Origin of the sequence: Streptomyces longwoodensis (assembly GCF_001514125.1) — a bacterium.
Taxonomy (GTDB): domain Bacteria; phylum Actinomycetota; class Actinomycetes; order Streptomycetales; family Streptomycetaceae; genus Streptomyces; species Streptomyces longwoodensis.
Map to the genome: position 1 here is coordinate 25,127 of NZ_KQ948563.1, position 13,368 is coordinate 38,494.

The following is a 13,368-nucleotide window of genomic DNA, read 5'->3' on the forward strand; positions in this document are numbered from 1 at the left end:
AGCAGGGGATGCGGGGGATGGTGCGGCACCTGGTTCCGGCCCGCGTGGAACGCGCGGGCATGCGGACGGGCCTGCGGTGGAAGCTGAGCGCGGCGATCGCGCTGGTCGGCGCGCTGGTGGCGATCGCGCTGAGCCTGGTCGTGCACAACGCCGCCCGGGTGTCGATGCTGGACAACGCCCGTGACCTCGCCGACGAGCGGGTCCGGATCGCCCAGCGCAACTACGAGCTGTCCGGCCGGCCGAACTTCCCCAGCGTCAAGATCGACGACCCGCGGCTGCCGGCCGAGCTGCGGCAGAAGGTCGAGGACGGCCGCCGGGCCACGTTCGTGGCCGACCGGGCGGGCGGGGTGCCCGACATCTGGGCGGCGATGCCGCTCAAGGACGGGCACGTGATGTCCCTGCACACCGGCTTCACCGACCGCAGCACGGACATCCTCAACGACCTCGACCAGGCCCTGGTGATCGGCTCCATCGCGGTCGTCCTCGGCGGCAGCGCGCTCGGCGTGCTCATCGGCGGGCAGCTCTCGCGGCGGCTGCGCAAGGCGGCGGCCGCGGCGAACCAGGTCGCCAAGGGCGAGACGGACGTGCGCGTGCGGGACGCGATCGGCGGGGTCGTCCGCGACGAGACCGACGACCTGGCCAGCGCGGTGGACGCCATGGCGGACGCCCTCCAGCAGCGGCTGGAGGCCGAGCGCCGGGTCACCGCCGACATCGCGCACGAGCTGCGCACCCCGGTGACCGGGCTGCTCACCGCCGCCGAGCTGCTGCCTCCCGGGCGGCCGACCGAGCTGGTGCTGGACCGCGCCCAGGCGATGCGCACGCTCGTCGAGGACGTGCTGGAGGTGGCCCGGCTGGACGGCGCTTCCGAGCGGGCCGAGCTGCAGGACATCATGCTGGGCGAGTTCGTCACCCGGCGGGTCGCGGCGAAGGACCCGGACGTCGAGGTGCGGGTGGTGCACGAGTCGGAGGTCACCACCGACCCGCGCCGCCTGGAGCGCGTGCTGTTCAACCTGCTGGCCAACGCCGCCCGCCACGGCAGACCGCCGATCCAGGTCACCGTCGAGGGCCGCGTCATCCGGGTCCGCGACCACGGCCCCGGCTTCCCCGAGGCGCTGCTCGCCGAGGGCCCGAGCCGCTTCCGCACCGGCAGCACCGACCGCTCCGGGCACGGGCACGGCCTCGGCCTGACCATCGCCGCGGGCCAGGCCCGCGTCCTGGGCGCCCGCCTCACCTTCCGCAACGTCCGCCCCGCGGGCGCCCCCGACCACGTACCGGCGGAGGGCGCGGTGGCCGTGCTGTGGCTGCCGGAACACGCCCCGACCAACACGGGCAGCTACCCGGTGCTGCCGCTCCCGGGCGCGGCCTCACCGCAGGGACCCAGACCCGGCCCGCCGGTAGGACCCCGGCCCTTGGGCCCGTAGGAGAGGCCCCAGGCACAGGAGAAGGCCCCCGGGGCGGACACCCGCCGGGGGCCTTCGATGGGGGAAGCCGGAGCCGTAGGGCTCAGACCGCTTCGACGACGGGCGGCTGCGGCGCGGCCTCGGCCGGCGCGTCCTCGCTCTTGGGGCCCGCCCCCTTGAGCGGCACCTCCTTGACGAAGACGGCGGCGACCAGGGCGACCACGGCCACCACGGACCCGAGGACGAAGGCCGCGTGGGTGCCGTCGGACACGGCGTACTGGTAGGCCTCGCGGGCCGCGGCCGGCAGCTTCGCCAGGCTGGCCGCGTCGAGCTGGGCGGACTGCTCGGTGACCTTCGAGCCGATCGACCCGGCACGCTCGCTCATGACGTCCTGGACCCGGTGGTTGAACAGCGCGCCCATGATCGCGACGCCGAAGGAGGACCCGAGCGTACGGAACAGGGTGGTCGAGGAGGACGCGACGCCCATGTCCCGCATCTCCACGCTGTTCTGCGCGACCAGCATGGTGATCTGCATCAGGCATCCCATGCCGAGGCCGAGGACCGCCATGAACAGGCCGGAGGTGAGCCGGGTGGTGCCGGTGTCCATCGTGGACAGCAGGTACAGGCCGACGATCATGAAGGCGCTGCCGATGACCGGGAAGACCTTGTAGCGGCCGGTGTTGGTGGTGATCCGGCCCGCGATCATGGAGGTGACGAGCATCGCGCCGAGCATCGGCAGGAGCAGCAGGCCCGAGTTGGTCGCGGACGCGCCCTGCACGGACTGCTGGTAGAGCGGCAGGAAGAGGGTCGCGCCGAACATCACGAAGCCGGTGATGAAGCCGATGACCGACATGAGGGTGAAGTTGCGGCTGCGGAAGATGTGCAGCGGGACGACCGGCTCGGCGGCCTTGGTCTGCCAGAACACGAACCCGACGAGCGCGGCGACGCCGATGCCGATCAGCTCCATGATCCGCGCGGACGTCCAGGCGTACTCCGTGCCGCCCCAGGTGGTGACCAGCACGATCGAGGTGATGCCGACCGTCAGCAGGATCACGCCGAGGTAGTCGATGCCCGCCTTGGACCGCTTCTTCGGCAGGTGCAGCACGGCGCTGATCAGGCCGAGGGAGACGACGCCGAGCGGCAGGTTGATGTAGAAGGCCCACCGCCAGCCCCAGTGGTCGGTGATCGTGCCGCCGACGAGCGGTCCGGCGATCATCGCGACGGCCATGACGGCGGCCATCATGCCCTGGTACTTGCCACGCTCGCGGGGCGGGATCAGGTCACCGATGATCGCCATGACGCCGACCATCAGACCGCCGGCGCCCAGGCCCTGCACGGCGCGGAAGCCGATCAGCTCGCCCATGTTCTGGGCCATGCCGCTGAGCGCGGACCCGATCAGGAAGAGCACGATCGAGGTCATGAAGGTGGCCTTGCGGCCGTACATGTCGCCGAGCTTGCCCCAGATCGGCGTGGCGGCGGCGGTCGCGAGGGTGTACGCGGTCACCACCCAGGAAAGGTGTTCGAGCCCGCCGAGCTCGCCGACGATCGTCGGCATCGCGGTGCCCACGATCATGTTGTCGAGCATCGCGAGCATCATCGTGATCATCAGTGCGAGCAGGACCACCCGCACGCTCTTGGGCTTTTTGCCCTCGCTGGTCCCGGCCGCCACGGCCGGCTGTGTGTCCGCCATCTCGTCCCACTCCCCCAGGGCTGCTACTTACTTGCCGCCCGGCTAGTTCAGTACACTGGGAAGGTAGACCTGTCACTAGCCGGTCGTCAAGTAAGTTTCCGGAGGGCACACCTGCTGGGCGGCACACACGCCCCCGCGGGGGACCCACGTTCTCGCGGGGACGCGAGGAGTACGAGGATGGACGTCACCATGGACGACGACGGCACCAAGCAGCAGCGGCGCGGGAACACCCGCCAGCGCATCCAGGACGTGGCGCTCGAACTCTTCGCCGAGCAGGGCTACGACAAGACGTCGCTCCGCGAGATCGCGGAGCGGCTCGATGTGACGAAGGCGGCCCTGTACTACCACTTCAAGACGAAGGAAGAGATCCTCGTCAGCATCTTCCAGGATCTGACGCAGCCGATCGAAGACCTGATCGAGTGGGGCCGGGAGCAGCCGCACACCCTGGAGACCAAGCAGGAGATCGTGCGGCGCTACGGCCAGGCGCTCGACGACGCCGCCCCGCTCTTCCGCTTCATGCAGGAGAACCAGGCGACGATCCGCGAGCTGCGCATCGGCGAGTCCTTCAAGAGCCGGATGCAGGGTCTGCGGGAGATCATCATCGATCCGGACGCCCCGCTGACCGACCAGGTCCGCTGCATCAGCGCGCTCTTCACGCTGCACGCCGGCATGTTCGTGCTGCAGGACCTGGAGGTCGACCCCGAGGAGAAGCGCGCGGCCGTCCTCGAGGTCGCCATCGATCTGGTGACCCAGGCCCACCAGGGCGGCTGACCGAGTCACTCACCCCGCCCGAGGGGTCAGACGGTGACGCCCTTGGCGCGCAGGAAGCTGACCGGGTTGACCGCGGAGCCGTAGTTCGGCGTCGTGCGGATCTCGAAGTGCAGGTGCGGGCCGGTGGAGTTGCCGGTGTTGCCGGACTTGGCTATGTGCTGGCCGGTCTTGACGACCTGGCCGATCTTGACGTCGATGCGCGACAGGTGCGCGTACTGCGAGTAGACGCCGTTGGCGTGCTTGATCACGATGGCGTTGCCGTAGGCGGGGCCGTCACCGGCGCCGTTGCCGCCGGCCTTGACGACGGTGCCGCCGTGCGCGGCGACGACGTTGGTGCCGATCGGCACCGCGAAGTCCTGGCCGCTGTGCTTGGCGACCCAGTGGCTGCCGGACTGGGCGAAGCCGGCGGACAGCTCGTAGTGCTTGACCGGGTCGACCCAGGAAGCGGCCTTCTTGCTGACGGCCGTCACGCTGGTGTGCTCGGCGGCCGTCGCCACTCCGCCGCCCAGCACGACCGCGGTGGCACCCAGGGCAGCGGCCCCGACGGCCACGCGGGTGCGAAGCAGGGACGTACGGGAAGAGCGGTTCATGGCGCGGTGGAACATCGAAACCTCATGAGGTCGGGAGCGGGGGTCACCCCCCGGGGCGAGGACGCCTGCCGGGTGGGCCAGTCCTTGGTAACCCGCACTCCCATCCCCACCCAAACGCGTGACCTACGACGGAAAGTAGTACGTGAACACAGAACTTTCCCACTTCTTGACAGAAGGGTTCCTGGCGGTCATTCCGTGCAGTACGGCGAAAACGGGCATTGAGGTCCATCTCCGCTGTCCGTTTTGCCCCACTCTGTGTGGCGACTATTCCCGCTAGTACTACCGAATCCGCCTGTGCGGCATGTCACCGGGGGCCGTGGCCCACGACCCCGAAGAGGTGACCCGGGCCACCCTCCTGACGCATCGTCATGTCGCCCCAACCGACGGCCGGATGGTGACCGCCGTCACCGGCGGGGCCCCTTTGGGTGACGCACGCCTCTAGCGCCCTACCGTCCGGTAACCCTACGGTTCCTCTCGCGCCACCCTCGCCGACGAACATGCACACGACACAGCAGCGTTGAACGGGAGAGGACCCCCACATGACCCACAGACGTGCCTGGCTGCGCAACGCCTCGGTGACCGTCGTCTCCGCGACCGCCCTCGTGGCCCTGGCCGCCCCGGCCGACGCGGCGACGGACACCGCGCCCGCCCGCACCACGGCCGCCGCCACGGCCGCCGCTGCGGACGTCGACTACGCCACCTGGCAGCAGGACTGCCGGGCCGTCATGGACCAGGCACTGCCGTACCTGAAGCAGCGCATCGCCGCCGCCCGGCCCGGCGAGAGGCAGGCCATCGTCCTGGACGTCGACAACACCGCGCTGGAGACCGACTTCGGCTTCAGTTTCCCGCAGCCGGCGAACAGGCCCGTCCTCGACGTCGCCCGCTACGCCCAGGAGCACGGCGTCTCCCTGTTCTTCGTCACCGCCCGGCCCGGCATCATCGCGCTGCCCACCGAGTACAACCTCGAGCACGACGGCTACGAGGTCTCCGGCCTCTCCGTCCGCGGCCTGTTCGACCTCTTCAAGAACGTCGGCGCCTACAAGACCGCCCAGCGCGTCGGCATCGAGAACAAGGGCTACACGATCATCGCGAACATCGGCAACAGCGCCACCGACCTGTCGGGCGGCCACGCCGAGAAGACGTTCAAGCTGCCGGACTACAACGGCCAGCTGTCCTGACGGCCGCCCCTGAGGCCCCACGGGCCCGCAGACAGGGAAAAGGGCCGGCCCCGGGACATGTGTCCCGGGGCCGGCCCCTCGTCCGTTCAGGCCGAGCGCGGAGGCTAGGCCTCCTTGCTCAGGTTCGGCCCGGCACCGCCGGCCGCCTGCTCGATCGGCGGGACGTCGGGCAGCGCCGACTTCTCCTCGCCGCGGAAGGTGAAGGTCTGGGTCTCGCCCTCGCCCTCGGTGTCCACGACCACGATCTGACCGGGGCGGACCTCGCCGAAGAGGATCTTCTCCGACAGGGTGTCCTCGATCTCGCGCTGGATCGTGCGGCGCAGCGGCCGCGCGCCCATCACGGGGTCGTAACCCTTCTTGGCCAGCAGCTCCTTGGCGGCCTGGGACAGCTCGATGCCCATGTCCCGGTCCTTCAGGCGCTCGTCCACCTTGCCGATCATCAGGTCGACGATCCGCAGGATGTCCTCCTGCGTGAGCTGCGGGAAGACGACCACGTCGTCGACGCGGTTGAGGAACTCGGGGCGGAAGTGCTGCTTGAGCTCGTCCGACACCTTGTTCTTCATGCGCTCGTAGTTGGTCTTCGTGTCACCCGAGGCCGCGAAGCCCAGGTTGAAGCCCTTGGAGATGTCCCGGGTGCCGAGGTTGGTCGTCATGATGATGACCGTGTTCTTGAAGTCCACGACCCGGCCCTGGGAGTCGGTCAGGCGACCGTCCTCCAGGATCTGCAGCAGCGAGTTGAAGATGTCCGGGTGGGCCTTCTCGACCTCGTCGAAGAGGACGACCGAGAACGGCTTGCGGCGCACCTTCTCCGTCAGCTGGCCGCCCTCCTCGTAGCCCACGTAGCCGGGGGGCGAACCGAAGAGGCGCGAGACCGTGTGCTTCTCGCTGAACTCCGACATGTCGAGGGAGATCAGCGCGTCCTCGTCACCGAAGAGGAACTCGGCGAGCGCCTTGGACAGCTCGGTCTTACCGACACCGGACGGGCCGGCGAAGATGAACGAGCCACCCGGACGCTTCGGGTCCTTCAGACCCGCACGCGTACGGCGGATCGCCTTCGACAGCGCCTTGACGGCGTCGTTCTGGCCGATGACCCGCTTGTGCAGCTCCTCCTCCATGCGGAGCAGGCGGCTGGACTCCTCCTCGGTCAGCTTGAAGACCGGGATGCCGGTGGCCGTGGCGAGGACCTCGGCGATCAGCTCGCCGTCGACCTCGGCGACGACGTCCATGTCGCCGGCCTTCCACTCCTTCTCCCGCTTGGCCTTGGCGGCCAGGAGCTGCTTCTCCTTGTCGCGCAGGGAGGCGGCCTTCTCGAAGTCCTGCGAGTCGATCGCGGACTCCTTGTCCCGGCGGACGGAGGCGATCTTCTCGTCGAACTCGCGCAGGTCCGGCGGAGCGGTCATCCGGCGGATGCGCATCCGGGAACCGGCCTCGTCGATCAGGTCGATCGCCTTGTCCGGCAGGAAGCGGTCCGAGATGTACCGGTCGGCCAGGGTGGCGGCCTGGACCAGCGCCTCGTCGGTGATGGAGACGCGGTGGTGCGCCTCGTACCGGTCGCGCAGGCCCTTGAGGATCTCGATGGTGTGCGGCAGGGACGGCTCCGCGACCTGGATGGGCTGGAAGCGGCGCTCCAGGGCCGCGTCCTTCTCCAGGTGCTTGCGGTACTCGTCCAGCGTGGTCGCACCGATGGTCTGCAGCTCACCGCGGGCCAGCATCGGCTTCAGGATCGAAGCGGCGTCGATGGCGCCCTCGGCGGCACCCGCACCGACCAGCGTGTGCAGCTCGTCGATGAACAGGATGATGTCGCCGCGGGTGCGGATCTCCTTGAGCACCTTCTTCAGGCGCTCCTCGAAGTCACCGCGGTAGCGGGAGCCGGCGACCAGGGCGCCGAGGTCCAGCGTGTAGAGGTGCTTGTCCTTCAGCGTCTCGGGGACCTCGCCCTTGACGATGGCCTGGGCGAGGCCCTCGACGACGGCGGTCTTGCCGACGCCGGGCTCACCGATCAGCACCGGGTTGTTCTTGGTACGGCGGGACAGCACCTGCATGACCCGCTCGATCTCCTTCTCGCGCCCGATGACCGGGTCGAGCTTGGACTCACGAGCGGCCTGGGTGAGGTTCCGGCCGAACTGGTCGAGGACCAGGGACGTCGAGGGGGTGCCCTCGGCAGGCCCGCCGGCGGTGGCGGTCTCCTTGCCCTGGTAACCGGAGAGCAGCTGGATCACCTGCTGCCGCACGCGGTTCAGATCAGCGCCCAGCTTGACGAGGACCTGGGCGGCGACGCCCTCGCCCTCGCGGATCAGGCCGAGCAGGATGTGCTCCGTGCCGATGTAGTTGTGGCCCAGCTGAAGGGCCTCGCGGAGCGACAGCTCCAGGACCTTCTTGGCACGGGGGGTGAAGGGGATGTGCCCGGACGGGGCCTGCTGGCCCTGACCGATGATCTCCTCCACCTGCTGGCGGACCGCCTCGAGCGAAATCCCGAGGCTCTCAAGGGCCTTGGCGGCGACACCCTCACCCTCGTGGATCAGGCCCAGGAGGATGTGCTCGGTGCCGATGTAGTTGTGGTTGAGCATCCGGGCTTCTTCCTGAGCCAGGACGACAACCCGCCGCGCGCGGTCGGTGAACCTCTCGAACATCGTTAATCGCTCCTCAGAGCGGTCAGGCAGTGGGGGGAACTTCCCCTCCCTGTCCTTCCGCAGCTTAGTCCCGCAAGCGGGGACCGCTCATTCCAACTGCCGACACCGTCGATGGCCTCCTGACCCCGAACGCCGACATCTGCTCCAACCCGATGGTGCGAGACGATGTTCCCGCAGGCCAGGCAGATACCCCAGTCGCCACTACGCCGATGGCGAACGTGAGACGGCCTTTCCCGCGCGTCGCCCCCTCCCACTAGGGATGTCTTACCCGCGCGCACAGACAGTCCATGCCGCGCGCCCCCATTCCCTCCGCTACGGGCGAACAACCTTGCGCCTCCCCCCACCCCGACGCGCTCCCTTGCTCGACACCGTGCGCACCCGTAAGGGCACCCAGCGTAACTCCACGGTCCTCCGCGCGGTTGGCGCTGACATGACTGGCTCAGCGCCGAAGACCGCCTCGGAGGCGGCCGCGGAGGTCTCGCACACGACCCCGTCCGTCACTCGACTCATCCCCGGCCCTCTCCTCCCGTACCCCCGTCGGCCGCAGGACCCGGACGAGCGGATCCGCGGCTGGTACGAGAACGACCTGGGATGGGCGACAGTGCCCGGAACGCCGGTACGACTTATCGCGGGCCGGCGCTTCGACGTCCTGGACGTCCCCGCCGCGGCCGGACAGGCGGCCCTGCGGCGCCTGGCGCCGGGCACGGCACCCGTGGCCGTGCGCGGGCAGCGGATGTGGCTGCTGGTGGCCGCGGGCAGCGCGGAGGAGCTGCCGGGCGTCCTGCGGTGGCTGGAGTGGGGCGGCCTGCCGCTGGACATCGCGGCGATCGGCGCGGGCGGGACGATCGAGGCGCCGCTGCCGCCCGGACCGCCGGGGGCGGGTCTACCGGGCCAGGGCGTGGGCGTACGCGCGTCGAGCCCGCGGGGACCGGGTGCCGCCAGGGGGCCGGAGGGGCCTGCGCAGGGGGCCGCCGTGTGGCTGCGGCCCCCCGGGGCCGGGTGCGAGGTCGAGGCCTCGCTGCCGACACTGTCGGCACTGCCGACGCCGGGGGCCACTGGGGGCGCCCCCGATCTCGTACGGCTGGTGGACACGGTGGCGACCGAGTGTCACCGCGTCCGGCTGCGACGCGCCGGCGCTCAGCCGTTGGCCTTCTCGTAGGCCTCACGGATGGCCGCGGGAACCCGGCCGCGGTCGTTGACCTCGAGACCCTGCTCCTTCGCCCACGCGCGGATGGCAGCGGTGTCCTGGCTGCCACCGGAAGCGGCACGGGCCTTTCCGCGTCCGCCCGAAGAGCGGCCCCCGGTACGACGACCACCCTTGACATAGGGGTCGAGAAGGCTGCGCAGCTTGTCCGCATTCGCAGTCGTGAGATCGATCTCGTACGTCTTGCCGTCCAGCGCGAACGTCACGGTCTCGTCCGCCTCGCCACCGTCGAGGTCGTCGACAAGAAGGACCTGAACCTTCTGTGCCACCGGATTTCCTTTCATCGATAACGTGAGGGCCGGGGGTCCGCGGCGTCCGCCGTTTCGCCGCTCCCCCCTTATATGCAGTACTGCGTTACGTCGGAAAGCAAACCGCTTTTGCCGGGAAAACACAAACCCCCGGCAGAGACCGACCACCCGCCACCCGGCGGGAAACGTACGCGTTTCGGACATAGGGGCACGTGGGGAAGACGGGGAAGGGCCCAGGGAACGGTACGGGGAAGCGCACCGGGAAGGACCGGCGAAGGGCGGAATACACCGGGACGACGCTTCGCCGATCCCCGGCGATCACAGATGCAGAAGCATCCGGCTGTTGCCCAAGGTGTTCGGTTTCACCCGCTCCAGCCCGAGGAACTCCGCGACGCCCTCGTCATAGGAACGCAGGAGCTCGGCGTAGACATCGGTGTCGACGGGCGTCTCACCGATCTCCACGAAGCCGTGCTTGCCGAAGAAGTCGACTTCGAAGGTCAGACAGAAAACGCGCCGGACCCCGAGCCAGCGCGCGGTGTGCAGCAACTTCTCCAACAACTGGTGGCCGACGCCGGCGCCCTTGAGGCCGGGCTTCACGGCCAGCGTGCGCACTTCCGCCAGGTCTTCCCACATCACGTGCAGGGCGCCGCAGCCCACGACCTCCGCGTTGTCGTCGCGTTCCGCCACCCAGAACTCCTGGATGTCCTCGTAAAGCGTCACCGTCGCTTTGTCCAGCAGGATGCCCGCACGGACGTACGCGTCAAGGAGACGCCGCACGGCCGGGACATCGCTCGTCCGGGCCCGCCGGACGGTGATGGCTTTAGCGGGGACTTCGGGACTCTCTGCGGACATGTACGGACGCTATCGCCCGCCCTGCTCCGTTGCCGAGCCGGGGTTCCGTGCCGCGCTCTCACCGGGTCCGCGCTCTTCGCGGGGTTCGCGCTCTTCGCGGGGTTCGGCGGGACGGGTGCCTTCCGGCTGTTCCGCGGGCCCCGGGGATTCCGGGCCCTGGACGATGCGCACGGCATCGCTCAGCGCCCGCCGCTGTTCCTCGCTCATCATGCCGAAGAACGCGACGAGAGCGGCGGCGGGGTTGTCGCTCTGGGACCAGGCGTCGTTCATGAGGGCGGCCGCGTAGGCGGCACGGGTGGAGACCGCCTCATATCGATAGGCCCGGCCTTCCGCCTCACGGCGCACCCAGCCCTTCTGGTGGAGATTGTCCAAAACGGTCATCACGGTGGTGTACGCGATCGAGCGTTCCTGTTGGATGTCCTCCAGGACTTCTCGAACGGTCACCGGACGGTTCCACTTCCACACCCGCGTCATGACCGCGTCTTCGAGTTCTCCCAAGGGGCGAGGCACACCTCAAGACAATAGTGGTAGATCTCCCCCATGGCGTGCGGGACGGGCGCTTACCTCGCCGAACACAACAAAAAGGGCGTACGGCTCCCTGGGCCCCCGCAGGGGCACGCGTGCGCGGAGCGCGCGCGGGCAGACGTACGCCGGTGGAGGCGGGGCGCTCAGGCGTCGGCGGGGCCGGACACCTGACGGGTGCCCTCGGCCCGCGCGAGGGCGGCGTCGACGGCCGCGTCCTCCTTGGCCTTGTTGGCGCCGCCCTGGGTCTTCACGATCACCCTGATCACGCCGACGAAGAACACGGCCATGACGACCGGGGGCACGAGCGCGGAGACGTAGTCCATGCATCCAGGGTAGCCACGGAGGAAGCGGACATCCGGCCGGGGTGGCACCCCGGGCGCGGCCGCTGGTGGGCTGGGGCGCTACGCGTGCGCGTGAGCGTCCACGGGAGGGAGCCGTACGGGCCGGCCCGGGCCGGGTGCGGGTCGATCGGGCACAGCCCGGCGCGGTCGGGCGTACGGCGAAGGGGCCGGCCGACGTGGCGACCGGCCCCTCCATGCGTCCGTGGGACGCGTGCGCGGGACGCGTGCGTGAGGGCGTCCGGCGGTCAGCCGACCGCCAGACGGTGGGCCGACTCACTCGGGCGCTGTTCGGGCTCAGCGGGCGGCGCGGCGGGCTTGCGGCGCGGGAAGACCTCGCCCGGGGTGGGGACGGGCCGACGGGCCGGCTGGGGCGTGCCACGGCCGGGCCCCGGGGCGGCGGGCTGGTCCGCGGGCCTCTTCTCCTTGGCCCGCTCCGGCCGCGGCGCGCCGTCTCCCGCGCTCCCGGCCCGCCCGCCGGGAAGGGCCAGCAAGCGGGTCCGGGAGGCGGGGACGGTGACCGTGGGTGCGGCGGGGGCGGCGGCCGCCGTGACCGTGCCGGTGGGGGCGGCCGGCGCCGGGACCGTGCAGCGCGCCAGGCGGGCCCGGACGTCCTGCTCGGCGAGCACTTGGCAGCGCGCCAGGAGAGCGGCCCCGGCGGGGTTGCCGCGCAGTGCGCGCAGGGCGGCGAGGTCGTCGGCGACGGGGCGGTAGCCGGTGCCGAGGACCTCGTCCAGGAGCGTCAGGTAGCCCGCCGCGGTGCCGGGCAGGGCGGCGCGGTACCGGGCGAGGTCGGCCACGAGGAAGGCCCGCAGCCGGGCGCCCTCGCGGATCGCCTCGTCGAGGGACTCGGCGAGGCGCAGACAGTCCTGGACGTCCTCGGCCGAGGCGGGTTCGGGCTGGAGGGCGAGGGCGAGGGCGCGGCGGAGCACACGCAGCTCCTCCACGCCGAACGCCATGCCGCCTCGGGATCCGTATGGCGTGGGCATGCGCCGACGGTACGCGCTAATCAGACAAATGGGACACCGCAAGCGGGGACGCCGCGCAGGGTGTCGCGCCAGGACCACTCACCTGGACCCATGGCCGGCGCCGCCGGGAGGCACGGGACCGCGCGCGGGGCGCGTCCGTGCGTCCCGGCGTCCTCACATGCGCGCGACGTTGCGCTCGTACACCAGGCGCAGGCCGATCAGGGTCAGCCACGGCTCGTGCTCGTCGATCACCGAGGACTCGCCCAGCACCATCGGCGCCAGCCCGCCCGTGGCGATCACCGTCACGTCGTCGGGGTCGTCCGCGAGTTCGCGGACCATCCGGTTCACCACGCCGTCGACCTGGCCGGCGAAGCCGTACACGATGCCCGACTGCATGGCCTCGACGGTGTTCTTGCCGATGACGCTGCGCGGTCGCGCCACCTCGATCTTGCGCAGCTGCGCGCCCTTGACGCCCAGCGCCTCCACCGAGATCTCGATGCCGGGCGCGATGACGCCGCCGACGTACTCCCCGCGCGCGCTGACCGCGTCGAACGTCGTCGCCGTGCCGAAGTCCACGACGACGGCCGGCCCGCCGTACAGCTCGACGGCCGCCACCGCGTTGATAATGCGGTCGGCGCCGACCTCCTTGGGGTTGTCGGTGAGGATCGGCACCCCGGTCTTCACGCCGGGCTCCACCAGGACGGCGGGGACGTCGCCGTAGTAGCGCCGGGTCACCTCGCGCAGTTCGTGCAGCACGGACGGCACGGTCGCGCAGATGGCGATGCCGTCGATGCCGTCGCCCAGCTCGTCGCCGAGCAGCGGGTGCATCCCCATCAGGCCCTGGAGGAGCACCGCCAGCTCGTCGGCCGTGCGGCGGGCGTCCGTCGAGATCCGCCAGTGTTCGACGATGTCCTCACCGTCGAACAGGCCGAGCACGGTGTGGGTGTTGCCCACGTCGATCGTCAGCAGCATGG

General features: G+C 70.5%; 13 protein-coding genes. 4 read left to right on the plus strand and 9 right to left on the minus strand.

Annotation, left to right across the window (positions count from 1 at the left end; genetic code table 11):
- The first annotated feature begins 8 nt into the window (after positions 1 to 8).
- Positions 9 to 1,421, plus strand: coding sequence for a two-component system sensor histidine kinase CseC (gene cseC, locus AQJ30_RS31470; RefSeq protein ID WP_067240720.1), 1,413 nt, complete (start codon positions 9 to 11; stop codon positions 1,419 to 1,421).
- Positions 1,422 to 1,503: 82 nt separating this feature from the next.
- Here the strand turns inward: cseC and AQJ30_RS31475 are convergent, their stop codons facing one another.
- Complete coding sequence (locus tag AQJ30_RS31475; RefSeq protein ID WP_067240721.1) at positions 1,504 to 3,090, minus strand: MDR family MFS transporter; 1,587 nt, start codon at positions 3,088 to 3,090, stop codon at positions 1,504 to 1,506.
- Positions 3,091 to 3,267: 177 nt separating this feature from the next.
- Here AQJ30_RS31475 and AQJ30_RS31480 point away from each other — a divergent pair, with 177 nt between their 5' ends.
- Entirely contained in the window at positions 3,268 to 3,861 is a 594-nt protein-coding gene (locus AQJ30_RS31480) for a TetR/AcrR family transcriptional regulator (RefSeq protein ID WP_067240723.1), read from the plus strand.
- A 26-nt stretch (positions 3,862 to 3,887) separates the two neighbouring features.
- Here AQJ30_RS31480 and AQJ30_RS31485 read toward each other — a convergent pair whose 3' ends face one another.
- On the minus strand, positions 3,888 to 4,466 hold the full coding sequence (locus AQJ30_RS31485; protein WP_067240724.1) for a M23 family metallopeptidase: 579 nt from the start codon (positions 4,464 to 4,466) through the stop codon (positions 3,888 to 3,890).
- A 524-nt stretch (positions 4,467 to 4,990) separates the two neighbouring features.
- Here AQJ30_RS31485 and AQJ30_RS31490 point away from each other — a divergent pair.
- Positions 4,991 to 5,629, plus strand: a complete 639-nt coding sequence (locus AQJ30_RS31490; protein WP_067240726.1) for an HAD family acid phosphatase — start codon at positions 4,991 to 4,993, stop codon at positions 5,627 to 5,629.
- 104 nt (positions 5,630 to 5,733) lie between these two features.
- On the opposite strand, the gene AQJ30_RS31495 is transcribed toward AQJ30_RS31490, so the two are convergent.
- Positions 5,734 to 8,259 carry an ATP-dependent Clp protease ATP-binding subunit gene (locus tag AQJ30_RS31495; RefSeq protein ID WP_067240728.1) on the minus strand — a complete coding sequence of 842 codons (2,526 nt, stop codon included), beginning with the start codon at positions 8,257 to 8,259 and terminating at the stop codon, positions 5,734 to 5,736.
- Positions 8,260 to 8,689: 430 nt separating this feature from the next.
- Here AQJ30_RS31495 and AQJ30_RS31500 point away from each other — a divergent pair, with 430 nt between their 5' ends.
- A complete protein-coding gene (locus tag AQJ30_RS31500; RefSeq protein WP_245727214.1) occupies positions 8,690 to 9,418 on the plus strand; it encodes an SCO3374 family protein in 729 nt (242 codons plus the stop codon).
- On the opposite strand, the gene AQJ30_RS31505 is transcribed toward AQJ30_RS31500, so the two are convergent.
- The 6 genes from AQJ30_RS31505 to AQJ30_RS31530 all read right to left on the minus strand — a co-directional run bounded on the left by AQJ30_RS31505 (position 9,397) and on the right by AQJ30_RS31530 (position 13,366).
- Positions 9,397 to 9,732 (minus strand): histone-like nucleoid-structuring protein Lsr2, encoded by a 336-nt coding sequence (locus AQJ30_RS31505; RefSeq protein ID WP_067240730.1) that lies wholly within the window; start codon positions 9,730 to 9,732, stop codon positions 9,397 to 9,399. The two genes, AQJ30_RS31500 and AQJ30_RS31505, sit on opposite strands and share 22 nt — an antisense overlap.
- A gap of 297 nt (positions 9,733 to 10,029) precedes the next feature.
- Positions 10,030 to 10,563, minus strand: coding sequence for an amino-acid N-acetyltransferase (locus tag AQJ30_RS31510; protein WP_067240731.1), 534 nt, complete (start codon positions 10,561 to 10,563; stop codon positions 10,030 to 10,032).
- Positions 10,564 to 10,572: 9 nt separating this feature from the next.
- Complete coding sequence (locus tag AQJ30_RS31515; protein ID WP_067241050.1) at positions 10,573 to 11,037, minus strand: BlaI/MecI/CopY family transcriptional regulator; 465 nt, start codon at positions 11,035 to 11,037, stop codon at positions 10,573 to 10,575.
- 194 nt (positions 11,038 to 11,231) lie between these two features.
- The gene (locus AQJ30_RS31520; RefSeq protein ID WP_067240733.1) at positions 11,232 to 11,411 is read right to left on the minus strand and encodes a hypothetical protein; all 180 of its coding nucleotides are present in this window, start codon (positions 11,409 to 11,411) and stop codon (positions 11,232 to 11,234) included.
- A 263-nt stretch (positions 11,412 to 11,674) separates the two neighbouring features.
- Positions 11,675 to 12,385, minus strand: a complete 711-nt coding sequence (locus tag AQJ30_RS31525) for a serine/threonine-protein kinase (RefSeq protein ID WP_067240735.1) — start codon at positions 12,383 to 12,385, stop codon at positions 11,675 to 11,677.
- A 183-nt stretch (positions 12,386 to 12,568) separates the two neighbouring features.
- Positions 12,569 to 13,366 (minus strand): type III pantothenate kinase, encoded by a 798-nt coding sequence (locus AQJ30_RS31530; protein ID WP_067240736.1) that lies wholly within the window; start codon positions 13,364 to 13,366, stop codon positions 12,569 to 12,571.
- Positions 13,367 to 13,368: the final 2 nt, after the last annotated feature.

What these genes read in the sequence shown, in the direction of transcription:
- cseC (WP_067240720.1), top strand. Translation starts at nt 9, where the DNA reads ATGCGGGGGATGGTGCGGCACCTGGTTCCGGCCCGCGTGGAACGCGCG.
- AQJ30_RS31520 (WP_067240733.1), bottom strand. Translation starts at nt 11,411, where the DNA reads ATGGACTACGTCTCCGCGCTCGTGCCCCCGGTCGTCATGGCCGTGTTC.
- AQJ30_RS31475 (WP_067240721.1), bottom strand. Translation starts at nt 3,090, where the DNA reads ATGGCGGACACACAGCCGGCCGTGGCGGCCGGGACCAGCGAGGGCAAA.
- AQJ30_RS31500 (WP_245727214.1), top strand. Translation starts at nt 8,690, where the DNA reads ATGACTGGCTCAGCGCCGAAGACCGCCTCGGAGGCGGCCGCGGAGGTC.
- AQJ30_RS31495 (WP_067240728.1), bottom strand. Translation starts at nt 8,259, where the DNA reads ATGTTCGAGAGGTTCACCGACCGCGCGCGGCGGGTTGTCGTCCTGGCT.
- AQJ30_RS31485 (WP_067240724.1), bottom strand. Translation starts at nt 4,466, where the DNA reads ATGTTCCACCGCGCCATGAACCGCTCTTCCCGTACGTCCCTGCTTCGC.
- AQJ30_RS31515 (WP_067241050.1), bottom strand. Translation starts at nt 11,037, where the DNA reads ATGACGCGGGTGTGGAAGTGGAACCGTCCGGTGACCGTTCGAGAAGTC.
- AQJ30_RS31490 (WP_067240726.1), top strand. Translation starts at nt 4,991, where the DNA reads ATGACCCACAGACGTGCCTGGCTGCGCAACGCCTCGGTGACCGTCGTC.
- AQJ30_RS31530 (WP_067240736.1), bottom strand. Translation starts at nt 13,366, where the DNA reads ATGCTGCTGACGATCGACGTGGGCAACACCCACACCGTGCTCGGCCTG.
- AQJ30_RS31510 (WP_067240731.1), bottom strand. Translation starts at nt 10,563, where the DNA reads ATGTCCGCAGAGAGTCCCGAAGTCCCCGCTAAAGCCATCACCGTCCGG.
- AQJ30_RS31480 (WP_067240723.1), top strand. Translation starts at nt 3,268, where the DNA reads ATGGACGTCACCATGGACGACGACGGCACCAAGCAGCAGCGGCGCGGG.
- AQJ30_RS31525 (WP_067240735.1), bottom strand. Translation starts at nt 12,385, where the DNA reads ATGGCGTTCGGCGTGGAGGAGCTGCGTGTGCTCCGCCGCGCCCTCGCC.